The sequence below is a fragment of the Agrobacterium salinitolerans genome (assembly GCF_027498475.1).
Lineage (GTDB): Bacteria > Pseudomonadota > Alphaproteobacteria > Rhizobiales > Rhizobiaceae > Agrobacterium > Agrobacterium salinitolerans.
This window is the reverse complement of record NZ_JAPZLN010000001.1, coordinates 1,749,205-1,764,065: the sequence shown is the minus strand read 5'-3', so window position 1 is coordinate 1,764,065 and position 14,861 is coordinate 1,749,205. Positions and strand designations below refer to the sequence as shown.

Below are 14,861 nucleotides of genomic sequence, written 5' to 3'. Positions count from 1 at the left end.
CGATAGCGGAAAAGATTTACTGAAAGGAGAGCCAGATATGGCTACCGTAAAAGTCGATGCCGCCAACTTCCAGTCCGAAGTCCTCGAATCCGCCGAACCCGTCGTGGTGGATTTCTGGGCTGAATGGTGCGGCCCGTGCAAGATGATCGCGCCGAGCCTTGAGGAAATTTCGTCCGAGTTGGCCGGCAAGGTCAAGGTCGCGAAGCTCAACATCGACGAAAACCCGGAACTCGCGGCCCAGTTCGGTGTGCGTTCCATCCCGACGCTCGCCATGTTCAAGGGCGGCGAAGTGGCCGACATCAAGGTTGGCGCTGCCCCCAAGACAGCGCTCTCAGCCTGGATTTCCGGCGCCGCATAAGCAATATCAATGGAATGAGAAAGCCCGGCATCGCTGCCGGGCTTTCTTTATTGGGGAACCGTGCCGTTAAGGGCAAGCGCGTTGCCGGCAAGATAAAGCGAGCCCCCGATGAGGATGCGCGGCGCTGGTCCTTCGGCATTGAAACGGCGCGACAGCTCTTCCAGCGCATGCATCAGCGACGATGTGGGCGCTGCCACCAGACCGGCATCAAAAGCGGCATGGGCAAGCACGACGGGATCAATCGCCGCATCCGTGCCGCCGATGGGCACGGTGAAGACATATTCGGCTATATCGGCGAAAGCCTTGAAATACCCCACCGGATCCTTGGTATTGATCATGCCCGCGATGATGAAGAGCGGGCGCGGCGTCTTTTCCTCAAAGCCGGCCATGGCCTCGGCAATCACTTCACCCGCACCGGGGTTATGACCGCCATCGATCCAGATTTCCGAATCCTTCGGGGTCATTTCAGCGATTTTGCCGGTCAGGATGCGCTGAAGACGGCCGGGCCATTCCACGGAGGTCATGGCCTTTTCAATCATCCGTTCCGTCACCTCAAAACCGGCTGCTTTCACAGCGCGGATCGCTGCGGCGGCATTGGCGAGCTGATGGCGGCCGGGAAGCCTTGGCAACGGCGCATCCGTCAGGCCGAACTCATCCTGATAGACCATGCGGCCGAATTCTTCATGGGCGGAAAAATCCTGCCCATAAACGGAGACCGGGCAACCAATACGTTCGGCCGTCGCGACAAGCGTGTCTAGTGCGGCGTCATATTCCTGGTGGCCAATGACGACAGGCGAGCCCTTTTTCATGATACCGGCCTTTTCGGCAGCGATCAGTTCCACGCGGTCGCCGAGATAAGCTTCATGGTCGAGCGAAATCGGCATGATGATGGAAACGGCAGGGTTATTGATCACATTGGTCGCATCGAAGCGACCACCCAATCCCACCTCTACGATCGCGGCATCAGCGGGATGCTCCGAAAAAAGCAGGAACATGACTGCCGTCAAAATCTCGAAAACGGTGATCTTCTGCCCATCGTTAGCGATTGCGATGCGACGTAGGGCGTCCGCGAAGACAGCGTCCTCTACAAAGCGGCCCCTCTCACCGGCAACGCCAAGGCGATAGCGCTCATGCCAATTGACGAGATGCGGCTTGGTATGGACATGAACGGGAAGTCCTGCCGCTTCCAGCAAAGCCCGGCAAAAGGCGCTGACGGAGCCCTTGCCATTGGTGCCCGCCACGTGGATCACTGGCGGCATTCTGTTTTGCGGATTGCCGAGTTTTTCGAGAAGACGGGAAATTCTGTCGAGTGAAAGATCAAAGCCCTTGGGGTGGAGCTGCATCAGCTCTTCAATGATCTTTTCGGCCTCACCGATCGCGGGCTTCGTCATGTCTTCCATTCGCCTTTCAGGCGTTTTGTTTGCCATTTGTCCGCCGCCCCAAAAATGAAATCAGGCAACGTATAGCATCATCCCGAAGGCAGTTTATGCCTCCGGGCGACATATTTTTTTCATCAGGCCGAAGCGGCCAACGGAACGACAGCATTTGCGTTATCGGCAGGCGCCTTGGTCATGATCTTAAGCATATTGGCGAGCGTGTCGGGGATTTCGCGGCGGTCAATCACCATGTCCACCATGCCGTGTTCAAGCAGATATTCCGAGGTCTGGAAGCCTTCGGGAAGTTTTTCGCGAATGGTCTGCTCAATCACACGCTTGCCTGCGAAGCAAATCTCGGCGCCCGGCTCGGCGATATGCACATCGCCCAGCATGGCGTAGGAGGCCGTGACGCCGCCGGTCGTCGGGTTCGTCAGAACCACGATATAGGGCATGCCGGCTTCTTTCAGCATGTTCACGGCAACCGTGGTACGTGGCAGCTGCATCAGCGAAAGAATGCCTTCCTGCATGCGCGCGCCGCCCGAGGCCGGGAACATCACCAGCGGGCAGCGCTCGGAAATGGCGCGCTCGAAGGCTTTGACGATGGCTTCGCCGGCGGCAATGCCGAGCGATCCGCCCATGAACTGGAATTCGTGCACGACGGCGACGATCTTCAGGCCTTTCAAGAGGCCCACACCGGCAAGGATCGTATCTTCCTGTTCGGTCTTCGTGCGGCTGTCGCGCAGACGGTCGGTGTATTTTTTGGAATCGCGGAACTTCAAGGGGTCCTGCGCGACCTTCGGCTGGACCAAGGCCTCATAGACGCCATCATCGAAAAGATCGGCAAGGCGTGCCTTGGCCGGCATCTTCATATGGTAACCGGAAGCCGGGATGACCCACTTATTGTCTTCCAGATCCTTGTGGAAGACCATCTCGCCCGTTTCCGGGCACTTGATCCATAGGTTCTCCGGAACCTCCGGGCGGCGGCCAAGCATGGAATTGATCCGCGGCCGAACGTAATTGGTGATCCAGTTCAACTGTCTACTCCTGACTGGGCCGCGCGCTTATTCCGCAGCGGCAAGGCGCGATGCACGCACGCCCGTTGAAAGTCCTTTTACCAGCGTCGTAACGGCCGGCACGGTATCGGCGGTCGCCTGCCCGTCCTTGGTCAGGCTGCCCGCAATCTGGTTGACGATGGCCGAACCCACCACCACGCCATCCGCCACTGCGCCGATCGCTTTTGCATGATCGGCCGTCTTGACACCGAAACCGACACAGACCGGCAGTTCCGTATGCGCCTTGATACGACCGACAGCGCCCGAGATCAACGAGGGATCGGGAAGTGCTGAACCGGTGATACCGTTCATCGAGACATAATAGACGAAACCTGATGTATTTTTAAGGACGGCAGGCAGGCGCTTGCCATCGGTCGTGGGTGTCGCCAGACGGATGAAATTGATTCCGCGCGCGAGTGCCGGGATGCAGAGTTCATCGTCCATTTCCGGCGGCAGATCGACCACGATCAGGCCATCGACGCCAGCCGCGAGCGCGTCGTCCAGAAATTTCTCCACACCGTAGATATAGATCGGATTATAGTATCCCATCATCACGATCGGCGTTGCATCGTCTTGCCTGCGGAATTCGCGGGCGAGATCGAGCGTGGTTTTCAGCGTCTGTCCGCCCTTCAGCGCGCGCTGGCCGGCCAGCTGAATGGCCGGGCCATCCGCCATCGGGTCGGAAAAGGGCATGCCGAGTTCGATGACGTCAGCGCCCGCTTCCGGCAGCGCCTTCATGATGCCGAGCGAGGTTTCGAAATCCGGGTCGCCGCCCATGAAATAGGTAATCAGAGCCGGGCGGTTTTCAGCGCGCAGATCGGCAAAGCGCTTGTCCATACGTGCGGTCATGATCTTATACATCCATTCCAAGGAATTTGCTGACGGTGTGGACATCCTTGTCGCCGCGACCGGAGAGGTTCATCAGGATGATCTCATCCTTACCCATCTTCGGCGCGCGCTTGATGACCTCGGCCAAGGCATGGCTCGGCTCGAGAGCCGGGATGATACCTTCAAGGCGGGTCAGCATCTGGAAGGCGTCCAGCGCCTCATGGTCCATGATCGGCACATATTCCACGCGGCCGATATCACTCAACCAGGAGTGCTCGGGGCCGATGCCGGGATAATCGAGGCCGGCGGAAATGGAATGGCCTTCCTTGATCTGGCCATCCTCATCCTGCAGCAGATAGGTGCGGTTGCCATGCAGCACGCCGGGTGAGCCAGCCGTGATCGAGGCACAGTGTTCTTCGCCCGACAGGCCTTTGCCCCCAGCTTCGACGCCGACGATGCGCACGCTTTTGTCATCGAGGAAAGGATGGAAGATGCCGATGGCATTCGATCCACCGCCAACGGCCGCGATGACCATATCCGGCAGGCGGCCCTCCGCTTCCAGCATCTGTGCCTTGGCTTCCTCGCCGATGACCGCCTGGAAATCACGGACCATTTCCGGATAGGGATGCGGGCCGGCCGCGGTGCCGATCAGGTAATAGGTATCTTCAACATTGGTGACCCAGTCGCGCAGGGCCTCGTTCATGGCGTCCTTGAGCGTGCCATGACCGGCCGTGACCGGCTTCACCTCGGCACCCAGAAGCTTCATGCGGAACACATTCGGGGCCTGACGGGCGACATCGGTCGCGCCCATGTAAACGACGCAAGGCAGGCCGAAGCGCGCCGCAACGGTTGCCGAGGCAACGCCGTGCTGGCCGGCACCGGTTTCGGCAATGATGCGGGTCTTGCCCATGCGCTTGGCAAGCAGAATCTGGCCGAGGCAATTATTGATCTTGTGCGAACCCGTGTGGTTCAGCTCTTCGCGCTTGAAATAAATCTTCGCGCCGCCAAGTTCCGCCGTCAGGCGCTCCGCAAAATAAAGCGGGCTCGGGCGGCCGGTATAGTGCGCGCCAAGATGCTTGAGTTCCGCCTGAAACGCGGGATCGGTCTTGGCCTTATCCCATTCCGCCTGCAAATCCAGAATGAGCGGCATCAGCGTTTCGGCAACGAAGCGACCTCCGTAAATGCCAAAACGTCCGTCCTCATCAGGACCAGCGCGAAAAGAATTGGGTGTTGGCGCGTCGTTCACTTCAAGCTCCCTTTGGGCCTTTCGACCAATCATTCACCACATCAAAAAACGCATCTATCATGGACAAATCCTTGACGCCCGGCGCGCTTTCGACGCCGGACGACAAATCTAGTCCGCCTGCCTTGGTTTCCGCCAGAGCCTCGGCGACATTGTCCTTATTCAGCCCACCGGAAAGCATGTAATCTACACTTTCGTCAAGTGAGCGCAGAATCGTCCAGTCAAACGAGATGCCGTTTCCACCCGGCAGGTCAGAACCGGCAGGCGCCTTGGCATCCAGCAGGAAACGGTCGGCAATGCCAATATAAGGCTCGATTTTGGCGAGATCACCGGCATCGCGAATGGAAATCGCCTTCATGACAGGCAGACCGTAAAGCGCCTTGATGTTCAGCAGCCGCTCCGGGCTTTCGCTGCCATGCAGTTGCAGAATGTCCGGCCTTACGAGATCGATAATTTCATCGAGATAATCATTGTCGGCATCGACGGTGACGGCAACCACCTTGGCGGCGCCACGGGCGGCTTCGGCCAGCCTGCCGGCAAGATCCGGCTCGATGTAGCGCGGGCTTTTTTCAAAGAAAATAAAACCGACATGGGACGCACCGCGCCTGATGGCGCGCTCCAGCGTTTCCGGTGTCTTCAATCCGCAAATCTTGATATCCGGTTTCATACCCGCGACCTGACATGAAATGCGACAAGAGTCGAGCCAAATCGCATCCCTTTTTGATGGAATGTTTCACGTGAATCCAGATGGCGATGCCCGCCACCGGTTTCAATCGAAATCGATGGCGTGAAGTCGGGAGCCATGGCGTTTCAGCCAGTCCTTGGCTTCATTGGTGTGGGGGCAGAGCTTTTCGCACAGCGCCCAGAATTTCGGGCCATGGTTCATTTCGCTCAGATGCGCGACCTCATGGGCTGCGAGATAATCGATGACGCTTTCCGGGGCCATGACGATGCGCCAGGAGAAACTCAAGTTTCCATCATGGGAACAGGAGCCCCAGCGGCTGCGTGTATCCTTCATGCTGATGGATCGCACCGGCCTGCCGGCGGCGCGGGCGTGAATGGCAACCAACCGTTCCAAATCAGCCTTTGCTTCCTTTTTCAGGAAAGTCGCGATCCGCCGTCTCAGATGCTCGGGCGCGCCGCTGACTTTCAGAACAGCCGCACCATCAGCGTCTTTCGCGACGTGGGTCAGGCCCCTCAGGCTGCCGGTGTGTTCGATGCGATGGGAGGTGCCTCTGATATCGATGGTCGCACCGGGACGCAGACCGTCATCAGGGCTGAACTTCTGAAGCTTGCCCTCCAGCCAGCCCTGATGCCTTTCGAGAAAATCGTCGACCTGACGGTGATGCAGGCCCATCGGGATCGTCAGCTTCAGCGCCCGGCCGCCCGGCTCGATGCGCAAGGTGATGCGCGTGGCCCGCGGGTTTTCCCTGACCGTGATCGGCACCTGCCGGCCCGCAACCGCGACGGTGCGCTGGCTCGGCACGATCTTCTTTGGCGCCGGCGACTTCAGGGACTTTCTGAGGAGCGAAAACATGAAGCCTTCATAACCGATTCGTCCATCCCTTGGCCACGCAAATGCGCGGCGTCACCTGCCGTTTTGCCTTAGGCTGTCTGGTGTTTGCCAATGAAATCCAGCATGCGCGGCACTATTTCCTTGCGGAAGCGCGAACCGTTGAAGACGCCGTAATGCCCTACATCCGGTTGCATGTAGTGTGCGCGTTTATCTTCAGGGATGTTACGGCAGAGATCATGGGCCGCCTTCGTCTGGCCAGCGCCGGAAATATCGTCATTCTCCCCTTCGACAGTGAACAATGCGACCTTGCGAATAGCAGCGGGATCGACCGCCCTACCCCGATGCCGCATGTTCCCCTTCGGAAGCGCATGGTCGATGAAGACGGTTTCCACCGTCTGCAGATAGAATTCCGCCGTCAGGTCCATGACGGCCAGATATTCATCGTAAAATTCGCGGTGTTTTTCCGCGGAATCGCCGTCATTCTTGATCAGGTTGAGGTAAAAATCCTTATGCGCAGTCATGTGCTTGTCGAGGTTCATCGACATGAAACCGGAGAGTTGCAGAAAGCCGGGATAGACATTGCGGCCGAAGGCGGGCTGGGGCCACGGCACCTGCATGACGACATTATCGCGGAACCATTCGATTGGCTTCGCCGTGGCCAGGCCATTGACGGCTGTGGGATTGATGCGCGTATCGATAGGACCGCCCATCAGCGTCATGGATGCCGGTGCAAATTTATCGCCATCGGCCTCCACAAGCGAAACGGCGGCCAGAACAGGCACGGACGGTTGACAGACGGCGACCACATGCGCGCCTGGACCGATCTCGCGCAGCATGTCGATGACATAACTGATGTAATCGTCAAGATCGAAGGTCCCATCACTCACCGGCACCATGCGGGCATCGATCCAATCGGTAATGTAAATATCTGCCGAAGGCAGCAAGGCCTCCACGGTGCCGCGCAGCAATGTGGCATAATGGCCGGACATCGGCGCAACCAGCAGCACCTTCGGCTCGGGCCGGCGGGCAGGATCGACCTCTTTTTTGAAATGAACGAGATTGCAGAACGGACGCGACCAGACGGTCTCTTCGGCAACGGCGACGGTCTCACCATCGACAATAGTCGTGGCAAGTCCGAATTCCGGTTTGACATAACGGCGCGTCAGGCGTTCGAAAACCTCGAAGCCAGCATCGAGGCTTCTTCCGAAAGCCGTGCTGGAAAGCGGGTTCATAGGATTGTTGCAGGCCTGGCGCATCATATCGGCACCGGCGCGCAGCGGCGCCATGGCTGCATGGTTCATTTCATAGAGGTGGTAGAACACTGATGACGCCTCCCTCGCGATCACGCTCTTTTTTTCAACCATAGCAGCTTTTCGCAGGTGCACAAAATTTAAGGCGCCGGCGGTTTCCCGCCAGCGCCTCACTTTCCGTTGAACGCCGTAGCGATCAGATATCGGCGACGAAAGTCTGCTTCTGGGAACCGAGGCCCTCGATACCGAGTTCCACGACGTCACCAGCCTTCAGGTAACGCGGCGGCTTCAGGCCCATGCCGACGCCGGGGGGGGTGCCGGTGGAAATGACATCGCCGGGATGCAGCGACATGAACTGGCTGAGATAGGAGACAACGTGGGCAACGCCGTAAACCATGGTTTTGCTGGAGCCATCCTGCATGGTCTGGCCGTTCACCTTCAGCCACATGCCGAGGTTCTGCGGATCGGTGATTTCGTCCTTCGTCACCAGCCATGGGCCGATGGGGCCGAAAGTGTCGCAGGACTTACCCTTGGTCCACTGACCGGCACGCTCCGTCTGGAAGGCGCGCTCGGAAACATCGTGCGAAACGCAATAACCGGCGACATAGTCGAGAGCATCGGCTTCCGAGACATATTTCGCGGTCTTGCCGATGACGACGCCAAGCTCGACTTCCCAGTCGGTCTTCTCAGAACCGCGCGGAATGGTGACGTTATCGTTCGGACCGACAATGGCCGAGGTCGCCTTCATGAAAATGACCGGTTCCGGCGGTACGGTCGCACCTGTTTCGGCGGCGTGGTCGGAGAAATTGAGGCCGATGCAGATGAATTTTCCCGTTCCGGCAACGCAGGCGCCGATGCGCTCTTCGTTCAGCACCGGAAGTGTGCCGAGGTCGATCGCGGCGATCTTCTTGAGACCCTCTGGAGAAATGGCATCGCCGCCAATGTCTTTGACATGGGCGGACAGATCGCGGACTTTTCCTTCCGCGTCGAGAATGGCTGGTTTTTCCTGGCCGGGCTGGCCAACACGCATCAATTTCATGGAACTCTCTCCCGGTTGTCAGACAAGGTGATGCATATATGAACGATGCATTCATACTTGTCACCCCTTGACTGAGCCAAGTTTCGAAAAATACCTTTTCCTTCCCTTCAATCATAAGGACATGGCTCGTGACGAACAGTAATTCCCGGCAATCAGAATATCCCGTCGATCCCCTCTTCCTCGATCGCTGGTCTCCACGCGCCTTCGATGGCCACGCCATGCCGCAAGAGCATCTGATGACCATTCTGGATGCCGCGCACTGGGCGCCGTCTGCCTCCAACTATCAGCCATGGCGGTTTGTCTATGCGCACAAGGATAGCGAAGACTGGCCGCTCTTCGTGGAACTGCTGATGGAGGGAAACCAGCGCTGGGCAAAAAATGCCTCCGTGCTGCTCTTCGTCACTTCCCGCGACCACAACATCTCGCGTGAAGGCGAGAAAAAGCCATCCGCTACCCATTCCTTTGATGCGGGTGCCGCCTGGTTTTCGCTTGCCATGCAGGCACATCTGCTCGGTTACCACGCGCACGGCATGGGTGGCATATTGAAGGATAAAATCGTTGAAAAACTGAACATTCCGGAAGGCTACAAGGTTGAAGCCGCGGTCGCCATCGGCACGCTGACCGACAAGTCCGTTCTCCCTGATGATCTAGCGGAGCGGGAAGTGCCGAGCAAGCGTCTGCCCCTTTCGGATGTGGCCTTCGAAGGTCGCTTCACCGGCAAGGTTGATTGATGTTCTCAGAACGACAAAAGGCCCGGCGGAATTGACCGCCGGGCCTTTTGTTAAAGTTTCGTTTCACGTGAATCGTTCCGCGAAACGCTCCACAGGATTAGATATCGAGGTTCGCGACGCTAAGCGCGTTTTCCTGGATGAAGTCGCGACGCGGCTCCACTTCGTCGCCCATCAGGCGGGCAAACAGGCCGTCGGCATCGGTGGCGTCGTTGACCTTGACCTGGAGAAGCGAGCGAACATTGGCGTCAAGCGTCGTTTCCCACAGCTGCTCGGCATTCATTTCGCCGAGACCCTTATAACGCTGCATGGAAAGACCCTTGCGGCCAGCGGCAAAAATTGCATCCAGAAGCGCGCGCGGACCGGCCAGTTCCATCGTGCCGTCCTTGCGTTGCAGGACCGGCGGCGTGGCGTAGATATCGCGCATACGAGCTGCGAGCTGATCGATATGGCGGGCATCGGCCGAACCGAGCAGGCCCATATCCAGCGTCGAGACTTCCTTGACGCCGCGCACCATGCGCTCGAAGCGCAAGCCGCCATCCTGCAGCACCGTGCCGGACCAGCCACGTTCGGTTTCTTCCGCGATCATGTCGAGACGCCGCGCCACTTCAGCAACGGTCTCCTCGGCGCGGGCGGCATCGGCCGAAAGCTCGGGGTTCAGCGCGCCGGCTATCGCCGCCTGTTCCACGATCGAGCGGCTGTAACGGGAATGAAGCCCGTCGATCAGCGAACGCATGCGCAGCGCATCGAGAATGACTTCGCGAAGATCGGCGCCGACGCGAACCTCACCGGTGCCGAGGGTCAGCGATGCTTCCTCAAGACCCATCGAAATGAGGTATTCTTCCAGCGCCTTCTCATCCTTGAGGTACTGCACGGATTTGCCACGCGTGACCTTATAAAGCGGCGGCTGGGCGATATAGAGATGGCCGCGCTCGATCAGTTCCGGCATCTGGCGGAAGAAGAAGGTCAAGAGCAGGGTACGGATGTGAGCGCCGTCGACGTCAGCATCCGTCATGATGATGATCTTGTGGTAACGCAGCTTGTCGGCGTTGAACTCATCCTTGCCGATGGAGGTGCCGAGCGCTGTAATCAGCGTGCCGATTTCCTGGCTGGACAACATCTTGTCGAAACGGGCGCGTTCTACATTGAGGATCTTGCCGCGCAGCGGCAGGATGGCCTGAGTCTCGCGCGAGCGGCCCTGCTTGGCCGAACCGCCAGCGGAGTCACCCTCGACGAGGAAAAGTTCGGATTTCGCCGGATCGCGCTCTGAGCAATCGGCAAGCTTGCCGGGCAAAGAGGCGATATCGAGAGCGCCCTTGCGGCGCGTCAGTTCGCGTGCCTTGCGGGCAGCTTCGCGGGCGACCGCCGCTTCCACAACCTTGCCGACCAGAATTCGTGCGTCGGAAGGATGTTCTTCCAGCCAGGTGGAGAGCGCTTCGTTGACAAGGCTTTCCACGACCGGACGCACTTCGGACGAAACGAGCTTGTCTTTCGTCTGCGAGGAAAATTTGGGGTCGGGAACCTTGACGGAAAGAATGGCCGTCAGACCTTCACGGCAGTCCTCGCCCTGCAGGCTCACCTTTTCCTTTTTCAGGATGCCCGAGGTTTCCGCATAGGAGGTTACCTGACGGGTCAGCGCCGCGCGGAAACCGGCCATATGGGTGCCGCCGTCGCGCTGGGGAATGTTGTTGGTGAAGCAGAGCACATTCTCGTGGTAGCTGTCGTTCCACCACAGCGCGACCTCAACCGTAATGCCGTCCTTTTCACCCTTGATGGCGACTGGCTTGTCAACCAGCGGCTTCTTGGCGCGGTCGAGATAACGGACGAAGGCTTCGAGACCGCCATCATACAGCAGCTCTTCCTGCTTGACGTCGGAATGGCGCTTGTCTGTCAGCAGAATGCGCACGCCGGAATTCAGGAATGCGAGTTCGCGCAGGCGATGCTCCAGCGTTCCATAATCATAGTCCGTCATGGTGAAGGTCTGCGGGCTTGCCAGGAAGGTCACTTCCGTGCCCGAGCGGCCTTCATATTCGCCAATGACGGAAAGCGGCGCATCGGCGACACCATGGGTGAAGCCGATTTCATGCACCTTGCCATTGCGGCGGATTCTGAGCTTCAGCCAGACGGAAAGCGCGTTAACCACCGAGACGCCGACGCCGTGCAGACCACCGGAAACCTTATAGGAGTTCTGGTCGAATTTACCGCCCGCGTGAAGCTGGGTCATGATGACTTCAGCGGCGGAAACGCCTTCGGAAGAATGGATGTCGGTTGGAATACCGCGCCCGTTATCCGTCACCGTCACCGATCCGTCAGCGTTCAGCGTCACCGTCACCAGATCGGCATGGCCGGCAAGCGCTTCATCGATGGCGTTGTCGACGACCTCATAGACCATGTGGTGCAGGCCGGAACCGTCATCGGTATCGCCGATATACATGCCGGGCCGTTTGCGCACGGCATCAAGGCCCTTGAGGACCTTGATCGAATCGGCTCCATATTCCGCGTTCGCGCCGACTTCGCTTGACGATGTTTCGGTCATAAATACTCTTTCCAAAGTTTTCTCGGGCCAGGTTTCCAGTGAGAGGGCCTGAAGCCAGCGAATCACTCAAATCCGACATGCGACTATAGAAATTCTACACCCAATCCCAAAGGCCGCATGCTTCAGGATGCTGCATAAAGCAGGGGATAGAGGGGTTTCAATCGCAAGAACGGCTTTTTTGCAGCACGGCTGACAGTTCCTCTACCACACTCGGCGGCAGCTTGCGAATATCCCGTGCCAGCCGGTTGGCGAAAGCCGTATATTGCGGCGGCAGGCCGATGGTGTCGATAACCACTTTCGGGTCGGACGAGCCGGCCAGAAAGAACAATTCCTCCGCCTCGTCCCAGATGATGTTGAAATATCCGGCAATGCGCTGCAACAGATCAAAGCTCGGCTTGCCGCGCTTGCCGTGCTCCAGCGCCGAAAGATAGGCGGGCGACACGCCGATGGCGGCGGCCATTTCCTTCTGCGTCACGCCCTTGCGCTCGCGAAGCTGCCGCACGGCCTCCGCAAAAGGTGTCATGACTTTTCACCGCGCCGACGCGCCAGCCGCACATAAAGCGCGCCGTCGCCGCCGTGATTGGCGGATGCATCCTCATAGGATGAAATCAGGTGGCGATATTCCGGTTTGGAAAACCACATGGGCACCGCCCTTTTTAGCGCACCGTCGCTGCCGATGGAACGGCCCTTGCCCGTTATGACGAGCACATGCCTCAGACCGCGTTCATGCGCGCGCAACAGAAAATCAAGCAGCACCGCATGAGCTTCGCTCTGAAACATACCGTGCAGATCGATCCGCCCTTCCAGCGGTAGCCGGCCACGGGTGAGCTTGCGCTTGACCGGTTTTTCCATCGGCTGATGAATTTTCGGCTTTTTGTCCGGAGCCGCTGATGGCGGCTCGGCAGGCTCCGCAAGCATGCGCGGAAAGCTGCTTTTTCCGGTCTGGGAAACCTCGGGTTCAACCAGAGGTTCCTCCATGTCCTCGAAAGCCAGCAAATCTTCCAGTCTGCCGGAGATCGGCCGCGTGGTTTTTGCAACCTTTCCCCACAGAATGCGCTCTTCCTTGCCGAGCTTGCGACTGCTCTTCATCACCGATACCTCTGCGCAGCCATCTGCGGTATCAGTATATAAAAGTCGGCCTCATTGCGCACCGTACCGGCAAGCTCTCCTGCTTCGAAACCGGAACCAGTGAAGATATCGCCACGGGCCGGGCCGACAATGGCTGAACCCGTATCGAGCGCCAGCATCAGCCGCGCAAAAGGTTTTCCGTCATCGAGATGCGTAAGCGACGGCGAATGGATGAAGAAGGGAAGCCCGAACGTGTGGATGAGCCTGTCCACCGCAAGCGCGCGCCCCGCGACCAACGGAACCTTCGCAGCCGCAATCGGCCCCATATCCTGACCGGCGACATCCGCCTCCCGGAAAAAAATATAGGAGCGGTTATGCCATAGTACCCCATCCACCTTGTCGGGATGGTCAGCGAGCCATTTGCGGATCGCCTGCATCGACACGGTTTTCGGATCAAGTTCCCCGCGATCGATAAGCAGACGGCCAATCGGTGAAAAAGCATGCCCGGCCTTTGCCGCATAGGTGATGCGCTTTACCGCGCCATCGCGAAACACCAGACGCGCCGCACCCTGCACATGGACGAAAAACACGTCGACCTTCGATCTTGCCCAGGCAATCTCAAGGCCCCTGCCCTCCAGATACCCTTCATCGATCTCCCGCCGGTCGGGAAAATAGCAAATACCGTTTTCATCCTCCCTGCCGAAAGCATAGGACGTATCGAAACCGACGGGCCGATTGGCGTCGTCGATATCCACCAGTTCGGGCGGACGGCGGTAAATCGGATAACGCCAGATGTCGTCGGGTTCAGATGACACTTCCAGTTCGGGTTCGTAAAAAGCGGTCACGAAACCGCTTTTTCCCGGAGCTGAAGAAATCCTGAAAGGCACGCAATTGGTTTCGAAAAACCGGCGCGCCTGCTCCGAGCTGTCTATTGGGTTTTTCTCTGCGCTTTCCAGAAGCGAAACCAGTTCCGCTGCCGTGACCCCGAGCGCGCCTGTCCTGTAGGGTTTTGCGTTCCGAAGGTGCGACAGGATTGTCGCCATCGCCGGAAAAAGCTTGCCCGGATCGTCTTGCCGCCATCCGGGCAGGTCGCTGAAAGAAACTTCTTCGATCGAAAAGGGCGCGGTCATTGCTCGGATTCGGTGGCGATCAGCTTCCAGTTCGGATCGCGCGAGCGGATATCGCGCGAGAAGGTCCAGATGTCGTCCACCTCCGCAACCGCATCCGGATCGCCATCCACCAGCTTGCCATCCTTGTCATAGGTCGCCGAAATCAGCTGGCTGACGATCCTCAGGGTGATCTGCACTTCGGAATCACGCACACTGGCCTGCGTGATATCTGCTTTCTCGATACCCACGAAGGTGGACTTCACCACCTCGCCACGACCTTCCCTCTCGGAAATGGCCGCCTCGAAACCGTCAAAAACCTCCTTCGACAGAAGGTTCTTGAGCGTCTTGCGGTCGCCATCGGCAAAGCCCATGACGATCATTTCATAGGCCATGCGGGCGCCGTTCAGGAATTCCTTCGGCCCGAAGGACGGGTCCCTGGTCATCACCTCACGCAGAGCCGCATTGAGCGGCGTATCGACGGGCGCAAGCGCGTCCGCCTCGGCAAAACGGTTTTCGTCGTCCCCCTCGCTGCGCTTTGGCAAGGTCACGACCTTATTATCATCTGCAACCGGGCCCTTCACCGCATCTCGCGGGCTATAGGGGTCGAATGGCGGCTTCTCATTGCCCGTGCGGCGGCCGAGGACACTGCGCAGCTGAAAAAAGATCAGCACCGCTGCAACGAGAAAAAACAATGTGATAAAGTCGCTAAAGCCCATCTTTTACCAAAACCGCCATTTAAATTCGAAAACTACACCATC

At 58.4% G+C, this 14,861-nt stretch carries 15 protein-coding genes; 2 read left to right on the top strand and 13 right to left on the bottom strand.

Annotated elements, in window-relative coordinates:
* Positions 1-37 precede the first annotated feature (37 nt).
* Positions 38-358 (top strand): thioredoxin, encoded by a 321-nt coding sequence (gene trxA, locus O9X91_RS08405; RefSeq protein ID WP_003505361.1) that lies wholly within the window; start codon positions 38-40, stop codon positions 356-358.
* 47 nt (positions 359-405) lie between these two features.
* On the opposite strand, the gene O9X91_RS08400 is transcribed toward trxA, so the two are convergent.
* The 8 genes from O9X91_RS08400 to O9X91_RS08365 all read right to left on the bottom strand — a co-directional run bounded on the left by O9X91_RS08400 (position 406) and on the right by O9X91_RS08365 (position 8,662).
* On the bottom strand, positions 406-1,785 hold the full coding sequence (locus O9X91_RS08400; protein ID WP_193559317.1) for a bifunctional folylpolyglutamate synthase/dihydrofolate synthase: 1,380 nt from the start codon (positions 1,783-1,785) through the stop codon (positions 406-408).
* Positions 1,786-1,871: 86 nt separating this feature from the next.
* Entirely contained in the window at positions 1,872-2,768 is an 897-nt protein-coding gene (accD, locus tag O9X91_RS08395; RefSeq protein WP_077983688.1) for an acetyl-CoA carboxylase, carboxyltransferase subunit beta, read from the bottom strand.
* Positions 2,769-2,795: 27 nt separating this feature from the next.
* The gene (gene trpA, locus O9X91_RS08390; RefSeq protein ID WP_080793324.1) at positions 2,796-3,635 is read right to left on the bottom strand and encodes a tryptophan synthase subunit alpha; all 840 of its coding nucleotides are present in this window, start codon (positions 3,633-3,635) and stop codon (positions 2,796-2,798) included.
* A gap of 4 nt (positions 3,636-3,639) precedes the next feature.
* The gene (gene trpB / locus O9X91_RS08385; RefSeq protein ID WP_077983723.1) at positions 3,640-4,860 is read right to left on the bottom strand and encodes a tryptophan synthase subunit beta; all 1,221 of its coding nucleotides are present in this window, start codon (positions 4,858-4,860) and stop codon (positions 3,640-3,642) included.
* A 1-nt stretch (position 4,861) separates the two neighbouring features.
* The gene (locus O9X91_RS08380) at positions 4,862-5,524 is read right to left on the bottom strand and encodes a phosphoribosylanthranilate isomerase (protein WP_077983687.1); all 663 of its coding nucleotides are present in this window, start codon (positions 5,522-5,524) and stop codon (positions 4,862-4,864) included.
* A gap of 102 nt (positions 5,525-5,626) precedes the next feature.
* Complete coding sequence (locus O9X91_RS08375; protein ID WP_142912877.1) at positions 5,627-6,394, bottom strand: M48 family metallopeptidase; 768 nt, start codon at positions 6,392-6,394, stop codon at positions 5,627-5,629.
* Positions 6,395-6,462: 68 nt separating this feature from the next.
* A complete protein-coding gene (locus O9X91_RS08370; RefSeq protein ID WP_244614247.1) occupies positions 6,463-7,695 on the bottom strand; it encodes a polyhydroxyalkanoate depolymerase in 1,233 nt (410 codons plus the stop codon).
* Between the two features lie 124 nt (positions 7,696-7,819).
* Entirely contained in the window at positions 7,820-8,662 is an 843-nt protein-coding gene (locus tag O9X91_RS08365) for a fumarylacetoacetate hydrolase family protein (protein WP_077983684.1), read from the bottom strand.
* A 128-nt stretch (positions 8,663-8,790) separates the two neighbouring features.
* Here O9X91_RS08365 and O9X91_RS08360 point away from each other — a divergent pair, with 128 nt between their 5' ends.
* The gene (locus O9X91_RS08360) at positions 8,791-9,393 is read left to right on the top strand and encodes a nitroreductase family protein (RefSeq protein ID WP_142912879.1); all 603 of its coding nucleotides are present in this window, start codon (positions 8,791-8,793) and stop codon (positions 9,391-9,393) included.
* Between the two features lie 97 nt (positions 9,394-9,490).
* Here the strand turns inward: O9X91_RS08360 and gyrB are convergent, their stop codons facing one another.
* The 5 genes from gyrB to O9X91_RS08335 all read right to left on the bottom strand — a co-directional run bounded on the left by gyrB (position 9,491) and on the right by O9X91_RS08335 (position 14,819).
* Positions 9,491-11,926: a DNA topoisomerase (ATP-hydrolyzing) subunit B gene (gyrB, locus tag O9X91_RS08355; protein ID WP_077983721.1), complete on the bottom strand. Its 2,436-nt coding sequence runs from the start codon at positions 11,924-11,926 to the stop codon at positions 9,491-9,493.
* A 157-nt stretch (positions 11,927-12,083) separates the two neighbouring features.
* Positions 12,084-12,449 (bottom strand): helix-turn-helix domain-containing protein, encoded by a 366-nt coding sequence (locus O9X91_RS08350; protein ID WP_003521160.1) that lies wholly within the window; start codon positions 12,447-12,449, stop codon positions 12,084-12,086.
* A complete protein-coding gene (locus O9X91_RS08345; RefSeq protein ID WP_003505344.1) occupies positions 12,446-13,015 on the bottom strand; it encodes a Smr/MutS family protein in 570 nt (189 codons plus the stop codon). The genes O9X91_RS08350 and O9X91_RS08345 overlap by 4 nt, the downstream gene beginning before the upstream one ends.
* Positions 13,015-14,124 carry a murein transglycosylase A gene (mltA, locus tag O9X91_RS08340; RefSeq protein ID WP_142912880.1) on the bottom strand — a complete coding sequence of 370 codons (1,110 nt, stop codon included), beginning with the start codon at positions 14,122-14,124 and terminating at the stop codon, positions 13,015-13,017. Before mltA ends, O9X91_RS08345 begins: the two co-directional genes overlap by 1 nt.
* Positions 14,121-14,819, bottom strand: coding sequence for a Tim44/TimA family putative adaptor protein (locus O9X91_RS08335; RefSeq protein ID WP_142912881.1), 699 nt, complete (start codon positions 14,817-14,819; stop codon positions 14,121-14,123). The genes mltA and O9X91_RS08335 overlap by 4 nt, the downstream gene beginning before the upstream one ends.
* Positions 14,820-14,861 lie beyond the last annotated feature (42 nt).